Source organism: Mesorhizobium sp. USDA 4132, from assembly GCF_056279545.1.
In genome coordinates this window covers 1526598-1544477 of the sequence record NZ_JBWCCP010000001.1, presented here as the reverse complement: position 1 = coordinate 1544477, position 17880 = coordinate 1526598, and the positions used below count along the sequence as shown (strand labels likewise).

At 61.4% G+C, this 17880-nt stretch carries 18 protein-coding genes, 1 tRNA gene and 1 pseudogene; 10 read left to right on the top strand and 10 right to left on the bottom strand.

The annotated features are described in order from the left end of the window. Positions 1-167 precede the first annotated feature (167 nt). Complete coding sequence (locus ACZ9IU_RS08095; RefSeq protein WP_244447487.1) at positions 168-1349, top strand: GNAT family N-acetyltransferase; 1182 nt, start codon at positions 168-170, stop codon at positions 1347-1349. Here the strand turns inward: ACZ9IU_RS08095 and ACZ9IU_RS08090 are convergent. Then, positions 1350-3579: pseudogene (locus ACZ9IU_RS08090) on the bottom strand (GumC family protein). Positions 3580-3765: 186 nt separating this feature from the next. Here ACZ9IU_RS08090 and ACZ9IU_RS08085 point away from each other — a divergent pair. The 8 genes from ACZ9IU_RS08085 to ACZ9IU_RS08050 all read left to right on the top strand — a co-directional run bounded on the left by ACZ9IU_RS08085 (position 3766) and on the right by ACZ9IU_RS08050 (position 9692). Continuing rightward, positions 3766-4350, top strand: a complete 585-nt coding sequence (locus ACZ9IU_RS08085) for a polysaccharide biosynthesis/export family protein (protein ID WP_038541887.1) — start codon at positions 3766-3768, stop codon at positions 4348-4350. A 7-nt stretch (positions 4351-4357) separates the two neighbouring features. Further along, positions 4358-5518 carry a glycosyltransferase family 4 protein gene (locus ACZ9IU_RS08080; RefSeq protein ID WP_038541885.1) on the top strand — a complete coding sequence of 387 codons (1161 nt, stop codon included), beginning with the start codon at positions 4358-4360 and terminating at the stop codon, positions 5516-5518. 99 nt (positions 5519-5617) lie between these two features. After that, positions 5618-7171 carry an undecaprenyl-phosphate glucose phosphotransferase gene (locus tag ACZ9IU_RS08075; protein ID WP_038541883.1) on the top strand — a complete coding sequence of 518 codons (1554 nt, stop codon included), beginning with the start codon at positions 5618-5620 and terminating at the stop codon, positions 7169-7171. Beyond that, the gene (locus ACZ9IU_RS08070) at positions 7168-8439 is read left to right on the top strand and encodes an O-antigen ligase family protein (protein WP_038541881.1); all 1272 of its coding nucleotides are present in this window, start codon (positions 7168-7170) and stop codon (positions 8437-8439) included. Before ACZ9IU_RS08075 ends, ACZ9IU_RS08070 begins: the two co-directional genes overlap by 4 nt. 31 nt (positions 8440-8470) lie before the next feature. Further along, positions 8471-8764 (top strand): helix-turn-helix domain-containing protein, encoded by a 294-nt coding sequence (locus ACZ9IU_RS08065; RefSeq protein ID WP_038541878.1) that lies wholly within the window; start codon positions 8471-8473, stop codon positions 8762-8764. A 73-nt stretch (positions 8765-8837) separates the two neighbouring features. After that, positions 8838-8987 carry a hypothetical protein gene (locus ACZ9IU_RS08060; protein ID WP_038541876.1) on the top strand — a complete coding sequence of 50 codons (150 nt, stop codon included), beginning with the start codon at positions 8838-8840 and terminating at the stop codon, positions 8985-8987. Positions 8988-9091: 104 nt separating this feature from the next. Next, positions 9092-9280, top strand: a complete 189-nt coding sequence (locus ACZ9IU_RS08055) for a hypothetical protein (protein ID WP_038541874.1) — start codon at positions 9092-9094, stop codon at positions 9278-9280. 335 nt (positions 9281-9615) lie between these two features. Further along, positions 9616-9692: transfer RNA gene (locus tag ACZ9IU_RS08050), tRNA-Pro, on the top strand. 126 nt (positions 9693-9818) lie between these two features. Here ACZ9IU_RS08050 and ACZ9IU_RS08045 read toward each other — a convergent pair. From ACZ9IU_RS08045 to ACZ9IU_RS08010, 8 genes are all read right to left on the bottom strand, one after another. Beyond that, the gene (locus tag ACZ9IU_RS08045; RefSeq protein WP_038541872.1) at positions 9819-10286 is read right to left on the bottom strand and encodes a BA14K family protein; all 468 of its coding nucleotides are present in this window, start codon (positions 10284-10286) and stop codon (positions 9819-9821) included. Positions 10287-10385: 99 nt separating this feature from the next. Beyond that, positions 10386-10919 (bottom strand): MerR family transcriptional regulator, encoded by a 534-nt coding sequence (locus ACZ9IU_RS08040; protein WP_038541870.1) that lies wholly within the window; start codon positions 10917-10919, stop codon positions 10386-10388. 154 nt (positions 10920-11073) lie between these two features. Then, on the bottom strand, positions 11074-11412 hold the full coding sequence (locus tag ACZ9IU_RS08035; RefSeq protein ID WP_007770264.1) for an integration host factor subunit alpha: 339 nt from the start codon (positions 11410-11412) through the stop codon (positions 11074-11076). 121 nt (positions 11413-11533) lie between these two features. Next, entirely contained in the window at positions 11534-12505 is a 972-nt protein-coding gene (locus tag ACZ9IU_RS08030; RefSeq protein WP_038541867.1) for a beta-ketoacyl-ACP synthase III, read from the bottom strand. 20 nt (positions 12506-12525) lie between these two features. Then, entirely contained in the window at positions 12526-13572 is a 1047-nt protein-coding gene (gene plsX / locus ACZ9IU_RS08025) for a phosphate acyltransferase PlsX (protein WP_038549014.1), read from the bottom strand. A 153-nt stretch (positions 13573-13725) separates the two neighbouring features. Continuing rightward, entirely contained in the window at positions 13726-14292 is a 567-nt protein-coding gene (locus ACZ9IU_RS08020) for a YceD family protein (RefSeq protein WP_038541865.1), read from the bottom strand. Between the two features lie 6 nt (positions 14293-14298). Beyond that, entirely contained in the window at positions 14299-14850 is a 552-nt protein-coding gene (locus ACZ9IU_RS08015; RefSeq protein WP_038549011.1) for a ubiquinol-cytochrome C chaperone family protein, read from the bottom strand. After that, on the bottom strand, positions 14801-15154 hold the full coding sequence (locus ACZ9IU_RS08010) for a hypothetical protein (protein WP_162182319.1): 354 nt from the start codon (positions 15152-15154) through the stop codon (positions 14801-14803). The genes ACZ9IU_RS08015 and ACZ9IU_RS08010 overlap by 50 nt, the downstream gene beginning before the upstream one ends. Here ACZ9IU_RS08010 and ACZ9IU_RS08005 point away from each other — a divergent pair. Beyond that, positions 15075-15590, top strand: a complete 516-nt coding sequence (locus ACZ9IU_RS08005) for an outer membrane protein assembly factor BamE (protein ID WP_038541863.1) — start codon at positions 15075-15077, stop codon at positions 15588-15590. The genes ACZ9IU_RS08010 and ACZ9IU_RS08005 overlap by 80 nt on opposite strands. Before the next feature lie 82 nt (positions 15591-15672). On the opposite strand, the gene ACZ9IU_RS08000 is transcribed toward ACZ9IU_RS08005, so the two are convergent. Further along, complete coding sequence (locus ACZ9IU_RS08000) at positions 15673-17814, bottom strand: sodium-translocating pyrophosphatase (RefSeq protein WP_038541861.1); 2142 nt, start codon at positions 17812-17814, stop codon at positions 15673-15675. Positions 17815-17880: the final 66 nt, after the last annotated feature.

Here is a 17880-nt window from a genome sequence, read left to right as displayed (position 1 = left end):
CGGTTTCGCGCGGCTTTCGCTCATCGGTAAACTGATTCTTGGCGCCCTCCCCTTATGTTGCCGGCAAAACGGCATCAGCGGGCGAGGCCATGCAGCAGCGGAAGATCCAACACGAAGAGCAGATCACGGATGCGGATTCTCTCGGAACCGATGACCGGACGATACGATTGTCCGAGCTCACCCTCGTTTCGACCAACGATCTCCGGTCCGTTGAAGCCGAGTGGCGGCGCCTCGAACGGCTTTCCAAGAACTCCCTGCATCAGAGTTTCGACTGGTGTCTTGCCTGGGTCCAGGCGCATCATAGCGAACTTGCGATCATCCAGGGCGTTGTCGATGGCCGCACGCTTTTCATCCTGCCGCTCGAAGTCATACCGGAACGCCGCGCCCGGATCGCCCGTCTGCTCGGCCACCGCTTCAACAACGTCAATACCGGCCTCTTCGATGCGGAACTCGCCGCACCCGATGCGGAAGAACTGCAGAACTTCGCCTATGGCATAAGGCTCGCACTCTCCGACAAGGCGGACCTGGTCGTTCTCGACAATATCCCGCTTGTCTGGCGGGGCATACAGCATCCGCTGTCCGCGCTTGCTTCGATCGAAAACCAGAACCATTCCTTCCAGTTGCCGCTCTTTCAGAATTTCGAGGCGACGCTGGCGCAACTCAATGCGAAAAGCCGCCGCAAGAAATTCCGCTCGCAGAGCCGCAAGATCGAGGCGATCGGCGGTTATGATCACATCGTCCCGACCGATCCGGCCGAAAAGCATGTTCTGCTCGATATCTTCTTTCGCCAGAAAGGCGAGCGGCTGCGATTGTTCGGCCTGCCGGACGTCTTTCAATTTCCCGGTATCCAGGACTTCTTCCACCACCTGATGGACGTTCCGGTCAAGGGGACAGATACGCCGCTCATGCTGCATGCCATTCGGCTGCGCGGCGAGCACGAAGGGCACATCGCGGCGATTGCCGGCCTGTCGCGCAAGGGCGACCATGTCATCTGCCAGTTCAGCTCGATCGACGAGACGATCTGCCCGGAGGCAAGCCCCGGCGAATTGCTGTTCTGGCTGATGATCGAGCAATCCTGCCGGGAGGGTGCTTCGGTGTTCGATTTCGGCGTCGGCGACCAGCCCTACAAGCGCAACTGGTGCACCCAGGAAACGGTGCAGTACGATATCCTGCTGCCGCTCACTTGGAAGGGTTCGCTGATGCGGCCGCTTTTGATCGGAGTGACCAAGGCGAAGGCTGCGATCAAGCGCAATCCGCATCTCTATGCGTTGGTGCAGCGGTGGCGGTCCCGCCGGTGCCCGAACGTGCCGGAAGCTCCCGCCTCCGACACGGAACCAGCAGCCGAATAATCAGGCGGCGCGGCGTTTTCCGGGACGTGGCGAATGCCGGTCGGCGGTCTGCGCCATGACCAGTAGATTGCCATAGCCGGCCGCTTCGAAATCCGTCACCAGTTCGGCGACTTCCTCATCCTTGAAACCCGGAACCGACAGGACGATCTCGGCCATCGCATTGCGGGTTCAGACGCGAGATGCCGGCAATCTCGGCGGGACCGCATTCGATCAGCACCAGGTCATAGGCATCCGCCAGCGCATCTATGATCATCGACAGGCGATCGACGCCGCGCATGGCACGCGCCGGATCCGAAGCGCCGTGCGGGATGATGTGCGCGTCGGAAAGCCGGTCCGGATGGATCGCGTCACCGAAGGCGGTTTCGCCGCACAGAAGGTCGGTAATGCCGGGCAGTTTCGGATTTTCCACCATCATCTGCGTCGGGGCGGCGGAACCGGTCATGTCGACCAGCACGACGGTGCGGCCGCGCTCGGCGAGTTCGCGGGCGAGCATGACGGTCGCAGTCGAGCCCTCGTCGCCACCCGGTGAAATGCCGATCGCCACAGGCACATCGTGGCGCTGCAGGTAATGCGCGACGGAGCCGATCGTGAAGCCGCGATCGTCGACTTCCGCTACGGCATCCTCTTCCCCGCCCTCCTTCTCGGAGAGCGATTGTTCGGCGATCTTGGCATAGGCGAGCGCTGCCGCATTTCTCGCGTTTTCCTGGGCCGGTTCCGGCCGGTCGAAGCGTACCGCCTCTGCCTGCATCTGGTGGACCGGCAGTGGAGCGGCAGCAGCAGGGGCGGATGCGGCGGGTTCCAGCATGATGTCATTGTCGGCGTTACGAACGCCGGAGGGGCGCAACGCGCGGCCGGAGAAGAGCTCGGTGACGATCACGATCAGGCAGCCGAAGATCAAGGTGGCGAGCGAGACGACGATGACGATCGGGATGATCTTCGGGAAATAGGGTTCCGACGGTTCCACGGCCTTCGAGACGACACGGGCGTCAGCGGGGCTCGAATTGCCCTCAAGGCGGGAACTCGCCTCGCGGTAGCGGGCAAGATAGGTTTCGAGAAGCTGGCGCTGGGCGGCGGCCTCGCGTTCAAGGGCGCGCAAGCCCACTTCCTCTTCGCCCGCCTTGGCGGAATCGGCCTTCAAACCGTTGAGCTGGCCCATCAACTGGCGTTCGCGGATGCGCGACATTTCGGCTTCGTTGTCGAGGCTCGCGAGAATCTTCTTTGTCTCGCTCTCGATCTGCTGGCGAATGCCGGAAAGCTGGCCGCGCAGTCCCTTCAGCCGCGGATGGCCTTCGAGCAGCGAGGTCGAGGAGTCGGCAATCTGCGCCTGCAGGTTGGCTTCCGCTTCCTTCAGCCGCTGGATGACCTGCGAACCGACGACGTCGCTCAGCGTATCGGAAGCGCGGCCGGCCTTCAGGGCCGTTCGGACGTTTTCAGCGCGCGCCTCGGCATTCGCCCGTTCGCCGCGGATACGGGCAAGTTCGGTCGAAATGTCGTTGAGCTGCTGGGTCGAGAAGCTGTTGGTTTCGGTGGTCTGGAACAGGCCGTTGGAAGAGCGGTAGTTGGCAACCTTCTTCTCCGCCTCCTTGACCTTGCTGGTCAGGCTGGCGATTTCCGGCTCCAGCCATTTGGCGGTCTCGGAATGGGTGTCGAGCTTGGCACCGCTCTGGATCTGAAGGTAGGCCTGCGCCATCCGGTTCGGGATCTCGGCTGCAAGCTTCGGATCGCGTGAGGAAAACTCGATGGCAATGACGCGCGAATTCTCGACGGCATAGACATTCAGCTTATCGCGGAATTCCTTGATCACCCTGTCTTCCGGGTCGAGTTTCATCGGATCCTGCTTCAGGCCGATCAGGACCAGCGGATCGGGAAGGAAGGACTGGGCGGCCGGATCGAATTCCTTGAGCTTGGCGAGGTTGAGGTCGCGGGCGACCCGCTTGATGAGATCGGTCGACTGCAGAAGCTGCGCCTGGCTGGTGATGTTGAGCGAGTCGAGCAGCGGGTCGTTGGCCTGCGCCGCGGCATCCCCTCCCGAAAGGTTGGGCGAGCGGGATTCGATCAGCATCCGCGTCTCGCTCTTGTAGCTGGGCTTCATCAGGCTGGTGCCGACCAGTGCGACCGCCGCCGCAACGATCGTTGCGGCCAATATCCTGGCCTTGCGTTCCCAGACCGCCGAGATGACCCGCCCGAGGTCGATATCCACGTCCTGATTGCCACCGTTTACGCCTGACATGATACGCTCCAACTGATCGGTTTCGGCGAAGAGTAAAGGATCATGGTAACGCGAGGGTTAATGGCCAAGTACAGCGTCGGGGTTCCAAGAAAATCCCCAAATTACCGGCCTCTTTACCGGGCATTAACCCTAACGGATCGATAACGGGGGCAGATGGTATGAACAGCCGGAGCCTCGAACGCGGAAATGTCCTTCGCCCCCTTCAATCGCGTGATGGCCAAACATGTGCTGGCGTTAGCGCTCGCTGCGACGGCGCTTGCCGGCTGCACGAGCTACGCGCCCGCCCCGAAAAGTTTCCAGCAGGCAACCGTCCAGCCCTACAGGCTGGATAGCGGCGACCGGCTGCGCGTCAGCGTCTTCGAGCAACCAGGCCTCACCAATACCTATACGGTCGACCAGGCCGGTTACATCGCCTTCCCGCTGATCGGTCAGGTGGTCGCACGCGGCCAGACGCTGCCGGCGCTCGAAGGCTCGATCGCTTCCCGTCTCAAGCAGGGCTATCTGCGCGATCCGGATGTCACCGCCGAGATCGATCGCTACCGTCCCGTCTTCGTCATGGGCGAAGTCGGCCGGCCGGGGCAATATTCCTACGTGCCGGGGATGACTGCCCAGAACGCAATCGCGATTGCCGGCGGTTTCACCTCGCGCGGCAACCAGCGCGACGTCGACGTCACCCGCAAGATCAACGGCCAGGTCATCACCGGCCGCACCGTCATCTCTTCCACGGTGCTTGCCGGCGACACGATCTACGTCCGCGAGCGGCTGTTCTGACCGGTCCATGGCGGATAGCGCTCCCTTGCGGATACTCCACTGCTTCAGGTCGCCCGTCGGCGGGATCTTCCGCCATGTGCGCGATCTGGTCGAGGAGCACCGGGCGGCCGGCCACGAGGTCGGCATCCTGTGCGACAGCTCGACCGGTGGCGCGCATGAGGACCGCCTCTTCGACAGTATCAGGCCGCATCTTTCGCTCGGCCTCACCCGCATTCCGATGCGCCGCGCAATTGCGCCCTCTGATTTCGTGGCGATCTACAAGAGTTACAGACATATCAAGAGCTTGCAGCCGGACATTTTGCACGGGCACGGCGCCAAGGGTGGCGCCATTGCCCGGCTGATCGGCTCAGCCCTGCGGGTCAACAAGTATCGCGTAGCCCGCCTCTATTCGCCGCATGGCGGCAGCCTGCATTTCAGCCGGTCCAGCCTTTCCGGCCAGGCCGTGCTGCGGCTGGAACGCTTCCAGGAGCATTTCGGGGACGCGCTGGTGTTCGTCTGCGACTACGAACGGCGCACCTACGAGGCCAAGGTCGGCAAGCCGCGAAAAGTCTCCCGGGTGATCTACAACGGTATCAAGGACGCCGAGTTCGAAACCATCGGCACCGACCACGGGGCACCGCATTTCCTCTATATCGGTATGCTGCGCGACCTCAAGGGGCCGGATGTGTTCATCGACGCCTTCGCCCGCACCGAAAGGGCAGTCGGTCATCCGCTTTCGGCGCTGATGGTCGGCGACGGCCCTGATCGCGACCGCTATGAGGCGATGATGGCCGAGCGCGGGCTTGGCCGGCGCATCCAGATGAAGCCGGCCATGCCGGCGCGCGACGCGTTCGCCATGGCGAAGATCGTCGTCGTCCCATCCCGTGCCGAAGCGATGCCCTATATCGTGCTCGAGGCGCTGGCGGCCGGCAAGCCGGTGATCGCCTCCCGGGTCGGCGGCATTCCGGAAGTGCTCGGCGAGGCGAGTGTTGCCCTTGCCATCCCCGGCGATGCCGATGATCTCGCCCGCGTCATGACCGAGGCGGTTACGACGCCCGGCTGGCAGGATGCGGTGATGCCGAAACCGGAGGCCTTCAAGGCGGTCTTTTCCGCCTCGGTCATGGCCCGCGAAATGCTCGGCCTGTATCAAGATCTGACAGGTTCGAGACCGGATTCGGGGCGCGGCTAAAGGCTTCCTTCACCTCTTTTTGGTATGCGTTTCCCATTGCTTCCAGCGTTACCGGGGCTTCCAGCGCCGCCGGACCTGGAAGGCCAAAGGGATCGGTCCATGAACCAGCCGAACAAGTCCGAGCAGTTCGATGTCGAAAGCCTTCGCAAGAAGGTTTCGGAACTCCGAGCTGCCGACGAAAAGCATGATCCGGTGAACGCCACGGTGCTCAATCCGTTTGCGCGCCAGATCGCAGAGCAGTTCCGCAACGACAGCTATTCGCCGACGATGCTGATCGGCCAGTTCCGGTTGTTCGAGCTGCTGGCCATGCTCGGGATCGGCCTTGGCGTCGGGGCGCTTTTCGCACCGATTGATCTCACCGGCTTTTTCGCCCGCTTCGCCCTCGTCGCTTGGGGCTCGACACTCACGGTCCTGCTTCTGCAGGTGGCCGATACCTATCAGATCCCCTCGCTACGTGGCGCCTCGCGCACCGCCAAACGTGTTTTCGTCTGCTGGACGATCGGTTTTCTGCTGACGGCGTCCACCCTTTACCTTGTCGAACGCGAGCCCTATCCGCTTGCCGGCTTTATCGTCTGGTTCGTCACCAGCGCCGCTTTCCTGTTCCTCGAACGGCAGCTCACCGCCTTTGCCATCCGTCACTGGGGGCGTAACGGCGTGATGGAGCGCCGCGCCATCATCGTCGGCGGCGGTGAACCGGCCAAGCAGCTCGTCCGCCAGCTCGAACAGCAACCCGACAACGACATCCGCATCTGCGGCATTTTCGACGACCGCAACAGCGAACGCTCGCCGACCGTCGTCGCCGGCTATCCGAAGCTCGGCACCTTTGCGGAACTCATCGAATTCGCTCGCCTTGCCCGCATCGACATGCTGATCATCGCGCTGCCGGCGACGGCCGAGGCCCGCATCCTGCAGCTGCTTCGCAAGCTCTGGGTGCTGCCGGTCGATATCCGCCTTGCAGCCCACGCCAATCGCCTGCGTTTCCGCCCCCGCTCCTATTCGCATGTGGGCGCGGTGCCGATGTTCGACATTTTCGACAAGCCGATCCGCGATTGGGACTCCGTCGCCAAGCGCGTCTTCGACATCGTCTTCTCGGTTGTCGGCCTCCTTCTCACATGGCCGATCATGCTGGCTGCGGCAATCGCCGTGAAGGCGACCTCAAAGGGGCCGATCCTGTTCCGCCAGAAGCGCCACGGCTTCAACAACGAGATCATCGACGTCCTGAAGTTCCGTTCAATGTACACCGACCTCGGCGACCAGACCGCAATCAAGGCGGTCACCAAGGGCGACCCGCGCGTCACCCCGGTCGGTCGCTTCCTGCGCAAATCCTCGATCGATGAACTGCCGCAGCTGTTCAACGTGCTGCGCGGCCAGCTTTCGCTCGTCGGACCGCGCCCACATGCGGTGCTCGCCCAGACGGGCACGCGCAAATATGTCGACGTAGTCGAGAGCTATTTCGCCCGCCACCGCGTCAAGCCGGGCGTCACCGGCTGGGCGCAGATCAACGGCTTGCGTGGCGAACTCGACAGCGACGAGAAGATCCGTGCCCGCACGGCCTACGACCTCGATTATATCGAGAACTGGTCGCTGCTCTTCGACCTCAAGATCCTGTTCCTGACGCCGATCCGGCTGCTCAACACGGACAATGCCTATTGAGCACGCTCGACTATAACCGCGCAGGCGGCCACCCGGTGGGTTTCGACAGCCGGCTGGCGGCCGTAAAGCTGGCCGGTTCCGGCCTGATCGCTTTTGGCGTCTTCCTTTCCGGCTTCGTCATTTCCGAGCCTGCGCCTTACGAGCTGATCATGGTAATCCAGATCGGCATCTGGTTCCTGCTCGGCCTGAAGATATCGCGTACCGTCGCACCGCTTCTGGTAATGATGCTGACGTTCAACATGAGCGGCCTGTTCTCCATGTTCGTCATGAAGGACATGAGCGAGGCGCCGATGTATTTCGCCGTCTCCACCTTCCTGGCGCTGAGTTCGGTCTTTTATGCGGCGATCATCGAGAACGACCACCGGCGCCTGAACCTGATCTTCAAGGCCTGGGTCATCGCTGCAATCATCACCTCGCTGCTCGGCGTTCTCGGCTATTTCAACGCCTTTCCGGGCTCGCATGTGTTCACCCGCTACAATCGCGCCATGGGTGCCTTCCAGGACCCGAACGTCTTCGGCCCCTATCTCGTCGCCCCCCTCCTCTACCTCCTCTACCGGTTGCTGACCGGACCGCTGATAAAGGCGCCGCTGCTGATCGCCGGCATCCTCATCCTGGCGCTCGGCATCTTCCTGTCCTTCTCGCGCGCGGCCTGGGGCCTCTTGGTGTTCGCCGGTATCGCTCTGGTGATCGTCATGCTCCTCAAGGAGCGCACCACCGCCTTCCGGTTCAAGATCCTGGCGATCGCCGGGGGTGCTGCGATCTTCCTCGTCCTGGCGCTGGCGATCGCGCTGCAGTTCCCGCAGGTTTCCGACCTGTTCACGAACCGCGCCAAGCTGGTGCAGGACTATGACGGCGCCCGCCTTGGCCGTTTCGAGCGCCACAAGATCGGCTTCCTGATGGCCATGGAACGGCCGCTCGGGCTGGGGCCGATGGCCTTCGGCAAGATCTTCGGCGAGGACGAACACAATATCTGGCTGAAGACGCTGACCACCTATGGCTGGCTCGGCGCGATCACCTATCAGATCATGATCTGGTCGACGCTGTGGTTCGGCTTCCGCTACATGCTGCGCGAACGCCCGTGGCAGGCCTATCTGATGATCGCCTGGGTGATGATATTGGGCCATGCGATCATCGGCAACGTCATCGACACCGACCACTGGCGGCATTTCTACCTCCTGCTCGGCATCGTCTGGGGCTGCGTGGCGCTGGAACATCGTTTCATCCGATCGCAGCGACGATCCCGCTCTGCGGCCGACAACGCCGCTTGACTTCGGCGCCCAGCGCTCCAGATTCCCTATCATGCTGACGGTTTCTCAACTCCGCGCCGCACGCGCGATGACAGGAATGACGGTGGAGGAGTTGGCCGCCGCGTCAGGGCTTTCCAAATCTGCGATCGAAGAAGCCGAGGCCTCGCAAGTCTTCGCAAACGCCGGCGTCACCGATCGGTTGCGTTCAATCTTCGAGTCGAAGGGCGTGCTTTTCCTCGGCGCGGGTGAGGACGATGCGGGCGCCGGGCCGGGGCTCAGGCTGCGCCAGCAGTTTCACGACGAGGGAATCCGCCCCCAGAACCTCAACGCCGCAAACGACGACTGAAATCGCTGCAGCGCGGGAACTCTTTGAGATCTCACGCGTTTCCCCGCCGCCAGACAACGTGCAGGGGGTACGCATGACACGCATCAATAACCTTTATCTCATTATCGGCGCCTTGCTTGTCGCCGTCGTCGGCCTCGGTTTTTACGTCTATCGCGAAGAAACCAAGCCCAGAGGCGTCGAGCTCAGCATCGGCCAGAATGGTATTAAAGTCCAAGAAAAGTGAGGGTTCGTTAGAGGATACATTATTAACGATAGAAGCTCAGAGTTGTCCGGAACAAAATTTGCCACGCGAGTTTAGGTTCGAACAAGCAAGAAAAGGGGATACTTATGTCGACGCATATGAATCTCGACGATATCGATAGTAAAGGCTTGAAGAAAGTCTGGAGCGTTGCGGAGTTCGCAAAGCGCTATCGTATCGATCAAGAGGAAGAAATCCGCCTTCTGAAACTTCTCGGACCTTTTGCGTCTCAGCAAGAACTCTTGATGAATGCAAGCCGGGCGCCGCGTTTTCGTTAAGCATTACATAGATACCGCAGCTAATCTTTTAGCCCGCCTTCATGCCGAAGTTTCCAGCATGCGCAACTTCGTTTTATATCTAAGATTATCTTCCGCAGAAATCTCTGCAATCCCCTTATAGTTGGTCTTCCGAGCGGTTAACCGCGGCTGCAGCCTCGGTGAAGCCCGTGCCGCTGCCCGCGACGAAGGCTTTCGCGATGCCCGAGTTCGGACCCGGCTTTTATGTTCATCGGCGCGTTCTTGTGCCAACCATCCTCTTTTTCTTCCAATCAAGGGATTTTGAGCTTGCGCCGGCAAAGCGGAGCGACTAGGGAAAACATGCTCATTGAGCAGGTCGGGGCGTAGCGCAGCCCGGTAGCGCACTTGACTGGGGGTCAAGGGGTCGTCGGTTCAAATCCGGCCGCCCCGACCAATTAAATCCCCTTGAAATCTCAGTCAGATCAAAAACCTTTTCCGAGAACCGGGACTTCCTCACGTGATTTACCCGCCCCACCGGATTGGCAGGGCAGGCTGACGTTGTTATCCGGTTCAACGGATGTCAGTAGGGCGAATAGCACTGCTGGCGCGGGCCGTAATAGGGCTGGAACGTGTTATCGTAGGCCCTGTAGGACCGGTAGCGGGCATAGCACCAGTTTACATGTGCATTGCCACCGACATAACGCCGGGGGGCGTAGTAGCGCGGTCGGTAGTAACGCGGAGCGTATCTCGGTGCATAACGCGGCTGGGCCAGCGCGCCGCCGATGATCGCGCCAAGGGCAAGCCCTCCGATGATCGCACCGGCATCCGGGCCACGGCGATGGCGGCGGTAATAGCGGTCGCCATCGTAGCGGTCGCGGTAGTAGCGGCGGCCTTCCCAGCCGTCACGATCGCGCCAGTACTGCACCTGCTGGATATCCTGGGACGCTTCGATCCTCGGGGCGGCGATCGACGGGAAAGCCTGGGCCGGAACGACACCGCTAAAGGCCGTAATCAGGGATAAAACGGCGACGGCGAGCTTTTTCTTCATAATTCACCTCCTCTGATTCTCCTTGTGAAGAAATGATCCTTCATTTCTCCTGAACCAGAGGTGAATGGTAAATTTTTCTTAACTTTGCCGCGAGTTGGATTAGCGAACCTGATCCAGGAGGCGTTTGCATTCCAGAAGATCGAACAGCGCCTCCTGCAACAGGGCGCGGTCTTCCTTGCCGATGCTGGACTTGCCGATCGACACTTCCACGTCGTCCTCGTGGGTGCCGCCGAAGCCGAAAAAGCGGCCGCTCGGCTTCACCTTGGGGCGGCCGACGATCTGATCCTCTTCGGCGGTGCTGATCTTCGGCTCGACCTGCTTTTCGCTGTTTGCCGCCATGATCGCTTCCATCGTGGCGAGATCGCCGGACGCGATCGCCGAGACGAACTTGTTGCCGTTCATCTTCAGAAGCTTCTGCACGCCTTTTATGGTGTAACCGTGATCGTAGAGCAGGTGACGGATACCCTTCAGGAGATCGACGTCCTCGGGACGATAATAACGCCGCCCGCCGCCGCGCTTCATCGGCCGGATCTGCGGGAAACGCGTTTCCCAGAAGCGCAGCACATGCTGCGGCAGGTCGAGGTCGTCGGCGACCTCGCTGATCGTACGAAAGGCGTCCGGGCTCTTCTCCAAAGGTCACACTCCAAACGGCAGGCTGCCCATGCCCCAAGGGCAGACTCATAGCCTCCAATTCATGCGCGGATTATGCGCCGAATCGGACATATCTCAACGGCTTAAGCCGGGAGATTCAAGCATGTTCACAGGATTGCGGAAAGGGCGCCGGGGTTCAGGCGACAGGGCTTGCCGGCTTCAGTTTCGCCTTGCGCGCCGTGTGCGCCTTGAGGATACGGCTCTTCAGTACATTGGAGGCCTTGAACGTCATCACCCGACGCGGAGAAATCGGCACTTCCTCGCCGGTCTTCGGATTGCGGCCGATCCGCTCGTTCTTGGAACGCACCTGGAAGGTCGCGAAGGAGGAAAGCTTGACCACCTCGCCCCGCACGATCGCGTTACAGATTTCGTCTATGACCGTCTCGACGAGCTCGGCCGATTCCGTCCGCGAAAGTCCGACCTTGCGGAAAACCGATTCCGCCAGATCCGCGCGTGTTACTGTCTTGCCGGCCATGATCCCCGCCCAATTTTCGAAATTGATCTTATCAAAGCCGATAGAGAGTATTTTGCTTGAGCGCGAGGGTCAAGCACCTGTGCTCAATCGCTTATTTACGTTTCGGCCAATCATTGCAGCCCTACCAGCGGACCAGCAATGCGCCCCACGTAAAACCGCCGCCCATGGCTTCGAGCATCACCAGATCGCCCTTCTTGATGCGCCCGTCGGAGGCGGCAACCGAAAGTGCCAAAGGAATCGATGCAGCCGAGGTATTACCATGCAGATCGACGGTCACGACGACCTTTTCCAAAGGAATGCCGAGTTTCTTCGCCGACCCGTCGATGATGCGGCGGTTGGCCTGGTGCGGCACCAGCCAGTCGAGATCGTCCGCCGTCGTGCCTGTCGCCGAAAACGCGCTGTCGATCACGTCGGTGATCATGCCGACCGCATGCTTGAAGACCTCGCGGCCCTCCATGCGCAGATGCCCGACCGTGCCCGTCGAGGACGGGCCGCCATCGACATAGAGCTTGTCCTTATGCGAGCCGTCGGAGCGCAGATGAGCGGTGAGCACGCCTCGATCGGCAATGGTCCCCTCGCCTTCCGCCGCCTCCAGCACCAGCGCACCGGCGCCATCGCCGAAAAGCACGCAGGTGGTACGATCCTTCCAGTCGAGGATGCGGGAAAAGGTCTCGGCGCCGATCACCAGCACACGCTTTGCCATTCCACCACGGATATGCAGATCGGCGGTCGCCATCGCGTAGACGAAGCCGGTGCAGACCGCCTGCAGATCGAAGGCGTAGCCGTGGGTCATGCCCAGCCGATTCTGGATATTGACGGCGGTCGCCGGAAAGGTGTTGTCGGGCGTCGAGGTGGCGACCAGCACGAGATCGATGTCATCCGGCGTCAATCCGGCATTGTCGAGCGCCGCACGCGCCGCCTGCTCGCCGAGAGAGGCGGTCGTCTCGCCCTCGCCGGCAAGATAGCGCTGACGAATGCCCGTGCGCTGCACGATCCATTCGTCGGAGGTCTCGACGATGTCTTCCAACTCGCGATTGGTCACTACCCGCTTCGGGAGCGCTGCCCCGTAACCGCGAACCACTGAACGGATCATTCTTAACTCACATCCTGTCGTCATGCCGCTTCGGGGCCAGCCGGGGGCTGGCGACGGGCATGGTAAATTGCCAGATCCTGCCGGATCTTCGCGTTGAGATCGTTGCGTGCCATGTCATAGCCGACATCGATCGCGGCAGCAAAACCGTCGGCATTGGCACTGCCGTGGCTCTTGATGACGATGCCGTTCAAGCCGAGGAACACGCCGCCGTTGACCTTGTTCGGATCCATCTTCTCGCGCAGCCTGTCGAAGGCGGGCTTGGCCAGAAGGTAGCCGATCCTGGCCAGCAGCGTGCGCGACATCGATTCGCGCAGAAGCGTGGCGATCTGCCGGGCCGTGCCCTCCGCCGCCTTCAGCGCGATATTGCCGGTAAAGCCTTCGGTCACCACCACATCGACGGTGCCCTTGCCGATGTCGTCACCTTCGACGAAACCGTGATAGGCGATCGTCGGCAGGTTGGCCTCGCGGATCAGCCGCCCGGCCTCCTTGACCTCTTCCTGGCCCTTCACCTCTTCGACACCGACGTTCAGAAGCCCGACGGTCGGTCGGTCCACTTCGAAGAGGGAGCGCGCCATGGCCCCGCCCATGATCGCAAAATCGAAAAGTTGCTGAGCGTCGGCACCGATCGTCGCGCCGATATCGAGGACGATGCTCTCGCCCTTGAGGGTCGGCCAGATGCCGGCGATCGCCGGGCGCTCGATATTGGCCATGGTGCGCAGGCAGAACTTCGCCATCGCCATCAGGGCGCCGGTATTGCCGGCGGAAACCACAACCTCAGCCTCGCCGAGTTTCACCGCCTCGATCGACCGCCACATTGTCGAGACATAACGGCCGCGGCGCAAGGCCGCGCTCGGCTTCTCCTCCATGCTGACGGCCAGTTCGCATTCGTGGAAGACGGATTTATCCCGCAGTTTTGGATATTTCGCCAAGACCGGCTCGCATTGGACCTTCAGCCCATAGATGAGGAAGGTCACATCCGGGTGGCGTTCCAGTGCCTTGGCGGCACCGGCAATGACGACCTCGGGACCAAAATCGCCGCCCATGGCATCGATAGAAATTCTGATCACGCGTCCCTGATCCTTATCTTCGCCGAACGCACGCCCCAATCGGGGACCATGCGCCAGTTCTCACGTCTCCAACGGCCCTTCGCTCCTCATGCGGGGCCGTGTCGGCGAATTCGTGGCCAAAATATAGTTTTTGCTGTCGCTTACAACCCGTCCTCAATCCTTTTTCCAGTCCTTAAGGACGGCAAAGGGATTGGGGCGTCCGGACTTTTCATCCGGATCGCCTTCCAGGTGATCGGCGAACTCGACGCCGGGTTCGCGGGGATAAGGATCGATCGCAAGTGCTGCGAATTCGGCCACCACTTCGCCGACATCGATCGTGTCGCCGACAAACATTTCGGGAAGATCGGGACCATCGGGATCGATCACCATCTCCGCCGTATCGCTGGTCACGACCCGCGCGAGCTTCGACCCTTCAGGCACGAAGATCTGCTCGAACGGCTCGTCTATCTTCGATGCCACCGGCTCGAGCGTGACGACCGAGGACTGGACGATATCGGCCTGGACGCGTCCCTTGAGACGCACCCCGTCCTTCTTCCAGCGGGCGATCTGCAGCTCGGCCTTCAACGAACCGACCGAAACGACCTGCCACAGCTTTGCGAGACCCACGAGCTCGCGCGCATCAGCCTCGAGCTTCACGGTCACCGCATTGGCGGAAATATTCCCGACTTTGACGGGATAGGAAAAGGGAGGCTTTTCGCCTGCGCCATGGTCGTTCTTCATCAAACCTCACTCTTCTCGCGGCAGCGGGCCCGGCAGGGGCAAAACCGCGTGCCCGCGGGAAATCTCATCTTCGGAAATGCCGGCGAGCGCCCTCTCCGCAACGATCATCCAGTCCGCCAGCCCTCGCATCCCAGGCGCATCCTCCGTCTTGGGATAGATATTCCGGCTGAGGGCCGCGGCAAGCGCCCCGCTGTCCTTGCCTTCAAGAGCGGCGGCATAGGTCTCCACCCGGCCATAGAACATCCCGGCCAGCTTTTTCATGCGCTTCGGCACGCTCTGGTCGCCGATGCCGAGCTCGCGGATGGAGTGGTCGATATCCTGGAAAAAAGCGTCGACGATCTCCTGGGCCAGCTCCTGCCCGCTCGAATCCGACTTCGCGGTGCGCCGGAAGAACAGGATCATCACGATCGAGAGCATCTCGAAACGGCCCATGACCGTGTCCGGTACGTCCAGATCGCTATAAAAGAACGGTACACGCGCCATCGACGTCAAGGTCGAGTATTGGCGGTCAACAATCGCGTGGTTTTGGTTTTTCTTCTTGAAAAGGCCGAAGATCATCTGAATTCCCGTTATTTGCCTCCAGGAATGGGCCAGCCTGCCGCCGGCCATGTTGCATGGAAACGAAAGCTGGTTTACCGAAGCATGCACGAATTGCAATGCCGTTCCGCCGGATCAGCGAACGGGGTGGGATCTTCGCGGCCTTAACATCCAGGTCGGGATCGGTCTTATGTCCCTGAATAGCCACAATGGTAGGGTCAGCAGGGGCAGGTTGAGTTTGGGGGATGCCGTTGAACAAGCGGGTTTTCGGATACGAGATGACATTCTTGAGTAAAACCGCGATGGCGATGGTCGTCGCATCCATCACCGTCTCGGGTTGCACGTCCATGCATATCGGCGACACCATGTATAACGGCTACGTGGTCGACCAGAAATCGCTGGAACTCATTCCGGTCGGGTCGAGCCGCGAGCAGGTGCTGCTGACGATGGGCACACCCTCGACGACGGCCACCTTCGATACCGAGGTGTTCTACTACATCTCGCAGAAACGCGAGCGCGCCGCGGCCTTCATGAAGCCGAAGATCGTCGACCAGACGGTGCTCGCCATCTATTTCGACAAGGACGGCGTCGTCGCCCGTCGCGCCAACTATGCGATGCAGGACGGCAAGGTGTTCGACACGATTTCGCGCACGACACCGACCGGCGGCCGCGACCTCACCTTCCTGCAGCAGCTGCTTTCCGGCGGTTCCAGCGCTGGTGGAGCAGCAGCCCGCAGCATCCTGTCCGGCTTCGGCAAGTAAGCACCGGAAAACGGATATAAAAATCCAAAAAGCCCGCGAGGATCACTCCTCGCGGGCTTTTTTGTCTGGCTTGGTTCGGAGATCAGCCGGCAAGCACTGCCAGTAGCAGAAGTGCCACGATATTGGTGATCTTGATCGCCGGGTTGACGGCCGGGCCCGCCGTATCCTTGTAGGGATCGCCGACGGTATCGCCAGTAACGGATGCCTTGTGGGCTTCCGAACCCTTCATGTGGCGGACGCCGTCCTTGTCGACGAAACCGTCCTCGAAGCTCTTCTTGGCGTTGTCCCAGGCGCCGCCGCCCGAGGTCATGGAGATCGCCACGAACAGGCCGTTGACGATGACGCCGAGCAGCGATGCCCCGAGGGCAGCAAAGGCAGAAGCCTTGTCGCCGCCGGAGATCAGCAGAACGCCGAAATAGACGACAATCGGCGCCAGAACCGGCAACAGAGACGGAATGATCATCTCGCGAATCGCAGCCCGGGTCAGGATGTCGACGGCGCGGCCATAATCCGGCTTTTCAGTCCCCGCCATGATGCCCGGCTTTTCGCGGAACTGCTTGCGCACTTCCTCAACGATCGAGCCCGCGGCGCGGCCGACGGCGGTCATCGCGATGCCGCCGAACAGGTAGGGGATCAGGCCGCCGAAGATCAGGCCGGCGACGACGTAAGGGTTGGAGAGGCTGAAGGAGATTTCGCCGATGCCCTGGAAATATGGATACTGGGCGGGGTTGGCGGCGAAATATTGCAGGTCATTGGAATAGGCGGCAAACAGAACCAGAGCACCAAGGCCCGCGGAACCGATCGCGTAACCCTTGGTGACAGCCTTGGTCGTATTGCCGACCGCATCGAGCGCGTCGGTCGACTTGCGCACTTCCGGCGGCAGGTGCGCCATTTCGGCAATGCCGCCGGCATTGTCGGTAACCGGACCGAAAGCGTCGAGCGCCACGATCATGCCGGCCAGGCCGAGCATGGTGGTGACGGCGATGCCGGTGCCAAACAGGCCTGCGAACTGGTAGGTGGCGATGATACCACCGACGATGACGATCGCCGGAAGCGCGGTCGATTCCAGCGAGACCGCGAGGCCCTGGATGACGTTGGTGCCGTGGCCCGTCACCGAGGCCTGGGCGATCGAGTTCACGGGGCGCTTGTTGGTGCCGGTGTAGTATTCGGTGATGACGACGATCAGCGCCGTCACCACGAGGCCGAGCAGCCCGCAGATGAACAGGTTCGTGCCGGTGATCGGCTTGCCAGCAACGGTGCCGATCGTGCCCCAGCCGATGGTCAGAGAGGTGGCGATGGCGAGGCCGACGATTGACAGCAGGCCGGTGACGATGAGGCCCTTGTAGAGAGCGCCCATGATCGAGCCGTTGGAGCCGAGCTTGACGAAGAAGGTGCCGATGATCGAGGTGATGATGCAGGCGCCGCAGATCGCCAGCGGGTAGACCATGACGGTTGCGAGGATCGGCGCGCCGGCGAAGAAGATCGCCGCAAGCACCATGGTGGCGACGACGGAGACCGCATAGGTTTCGAAGAGGTCGGCGGCCATGCCGGCGCAGTCGCCGACGTTATCGCCGACGTTATCGGCAATCGTCGCCGGATTGCGTGGATCGTCTTCCGGAATGCCGGCTTCCACCTTGCCGACGAGGTCGCCGCCGACGTCCGCCCCCTTGGTGAAAATGCCGCCGCCGAGACGGGCGAAGATCGAGATCAGCGAAGCGCCGAAGCCGAGCGAGACGAGCGCGTCGATGACTTCACGCGAGCCGGTCGGATGGCCGAGGCCGGCAGTCAGAATCCAGTAATAAATCGAGACGCCGAGGAGAGCGAGGCCTGCCACCAGCATGCCGGTGATGGCGCCGGATTTGAAAGCGATGTCGAGACCGGCCGCAAGGCTTTGGGAAGAAGCTTGCGCCGTGCGCACGTTGGCGCGGACCGAGACGTGCATGCCGATGAAGCCGGCAGCGCCCGAAAGCACGGCGCCGATGACGAAGCCGACCGCAGCGGTGCCGGACAACAGAACCCAGGCAAGGATCGTCACGACGACGCCGACAATGGCAATGGTCATGTATTGACGCATCAGATAGGCCTGTGCGCCTTCACGGATATATCCGGCGATCTCCTGCATGCGGATACTGCCCTGATCGGCAGCAAGCACGGAACGCGTCGCCCAGACGGCATAAATGATCGATAGCAACCCGCACACGATCACACCCAGAATTACAGTCATTCGCTTTTCCTCTCCCTTAGCGCCGGGTGGTCCATACCCTCCGGCCGTGCACCCCTGCAGCGGCGC

What these genes read in the sequence shown, in the direction of transcription:
- ACZ9IU_RS08045 (WP_038541872.1), bottom strand. Translation starts at nt 10,286, where the DNA reads ATGAAGAAAAAGCTCGCCGTCGCCGTTTTATCCCTGATTACGGCCTTT.
- ACZ9IU_RS08015 (WP_038549011.1), bottom strand. Translation starts at nt 14,850, where the DNA reads ATGATCTTCGGCCTTTTCAAGAAGAAAAACCAAAACCACGCGATTGTT.
- ACZ9IU_RS08065 (WP_038541878.1), top strand. Translation starts at nt 8,471, where the DNA reads ATGCTGACGGTTTCTCAACTCCGCGCCGCACGCGCGATGACAGGAATG.
- ACZ9IU_RS08000 (WP_038541861.1), bottom strand. Translation starts at nt 17,814, where the DNA reads ATGACTGTAATTCTGGGTGTGATCGTGTGCGGGTTGCTATCGATCATT.
- ACZ9IU_RS08075 (WP_038541883.1), top strand. Translation starts at nt 5,618, where the DNA reads ATGAACCAGCCGAACAAGTCCGAGCAGTTCGATGTCGAAAGCCTTCGC.
- ACZ9IU_RS08085 (WP_038541887.1), top strand. Translation starts at nt 3,766, where the DNA reads ATGTCCTTCGCCCCCTTCAATCGCGTGATGGCCAAACATGTGCTGGCG.
- ACZ9IU_RS08020 (WP_038541865.1), bottom strand. Translation starts at nt 14,292, where the DNA reads ATGAAGAACGACCATGGCGCAGGCGAAAAGCCTCCCTTTTCCTATCCC.
- ACZ9IU_RS08005 (WP_038541863.1), top strand. Translation starts at nt 15,075, where the DNA reads ATGCCGTTGAACAAGCGGGTTTTCGGATACGAGATGACATTCTTGAGT.
- ACZ9IU_RS08030 (WP_038541867.1), bottom strand. Translation starts at nt 12,505, where the DNA reads ATGATCCGTTCAGTGGTTCGCGGTTACGGGGCAGCGCTCCCGAAGCGG.
- ACZ9IU_RS08060 (WP_038541876.1), top strand. Translation starts at nt 8,838, where the DNA reads ATGACACGCATCAATAACCTTTATCTCATTATCGGCGCCTTGCTTGTC.
- ACZ9IU_RS08080 (WP_038541885.1), top strand. Translation starts at nt 4,358, where the DNA reads ATGGCGGATAGCGCTCCCTTGCGGATACTCCACTGCTTCAGGTCGCCC.
- ACZ9IU_RS08035 (WP_007770264.1), bottom strand. Translation starts at nt 11,412, where the DNA reads ATGGCCGGCAAGACAGTAACACGCGCGGATCTGGCGGAATCGGTTTTC.
- ACZ9IU_RS08055 (WP_038541874.1), top strand. Translation starts at nt 9,092, where the DNA reads ATGTCGACGCATATGAATCTCGACGATATCGATAGTAAAGGCTTGAAG.
- ACZ9IU_RS08010 (WP_162182319.1), bottom strand. Translation starts at nt 15,154, where the DNA reads ATGGATGCGACGACCATCGCCATCGCGGTTTTACTCAAGAATGTCATC.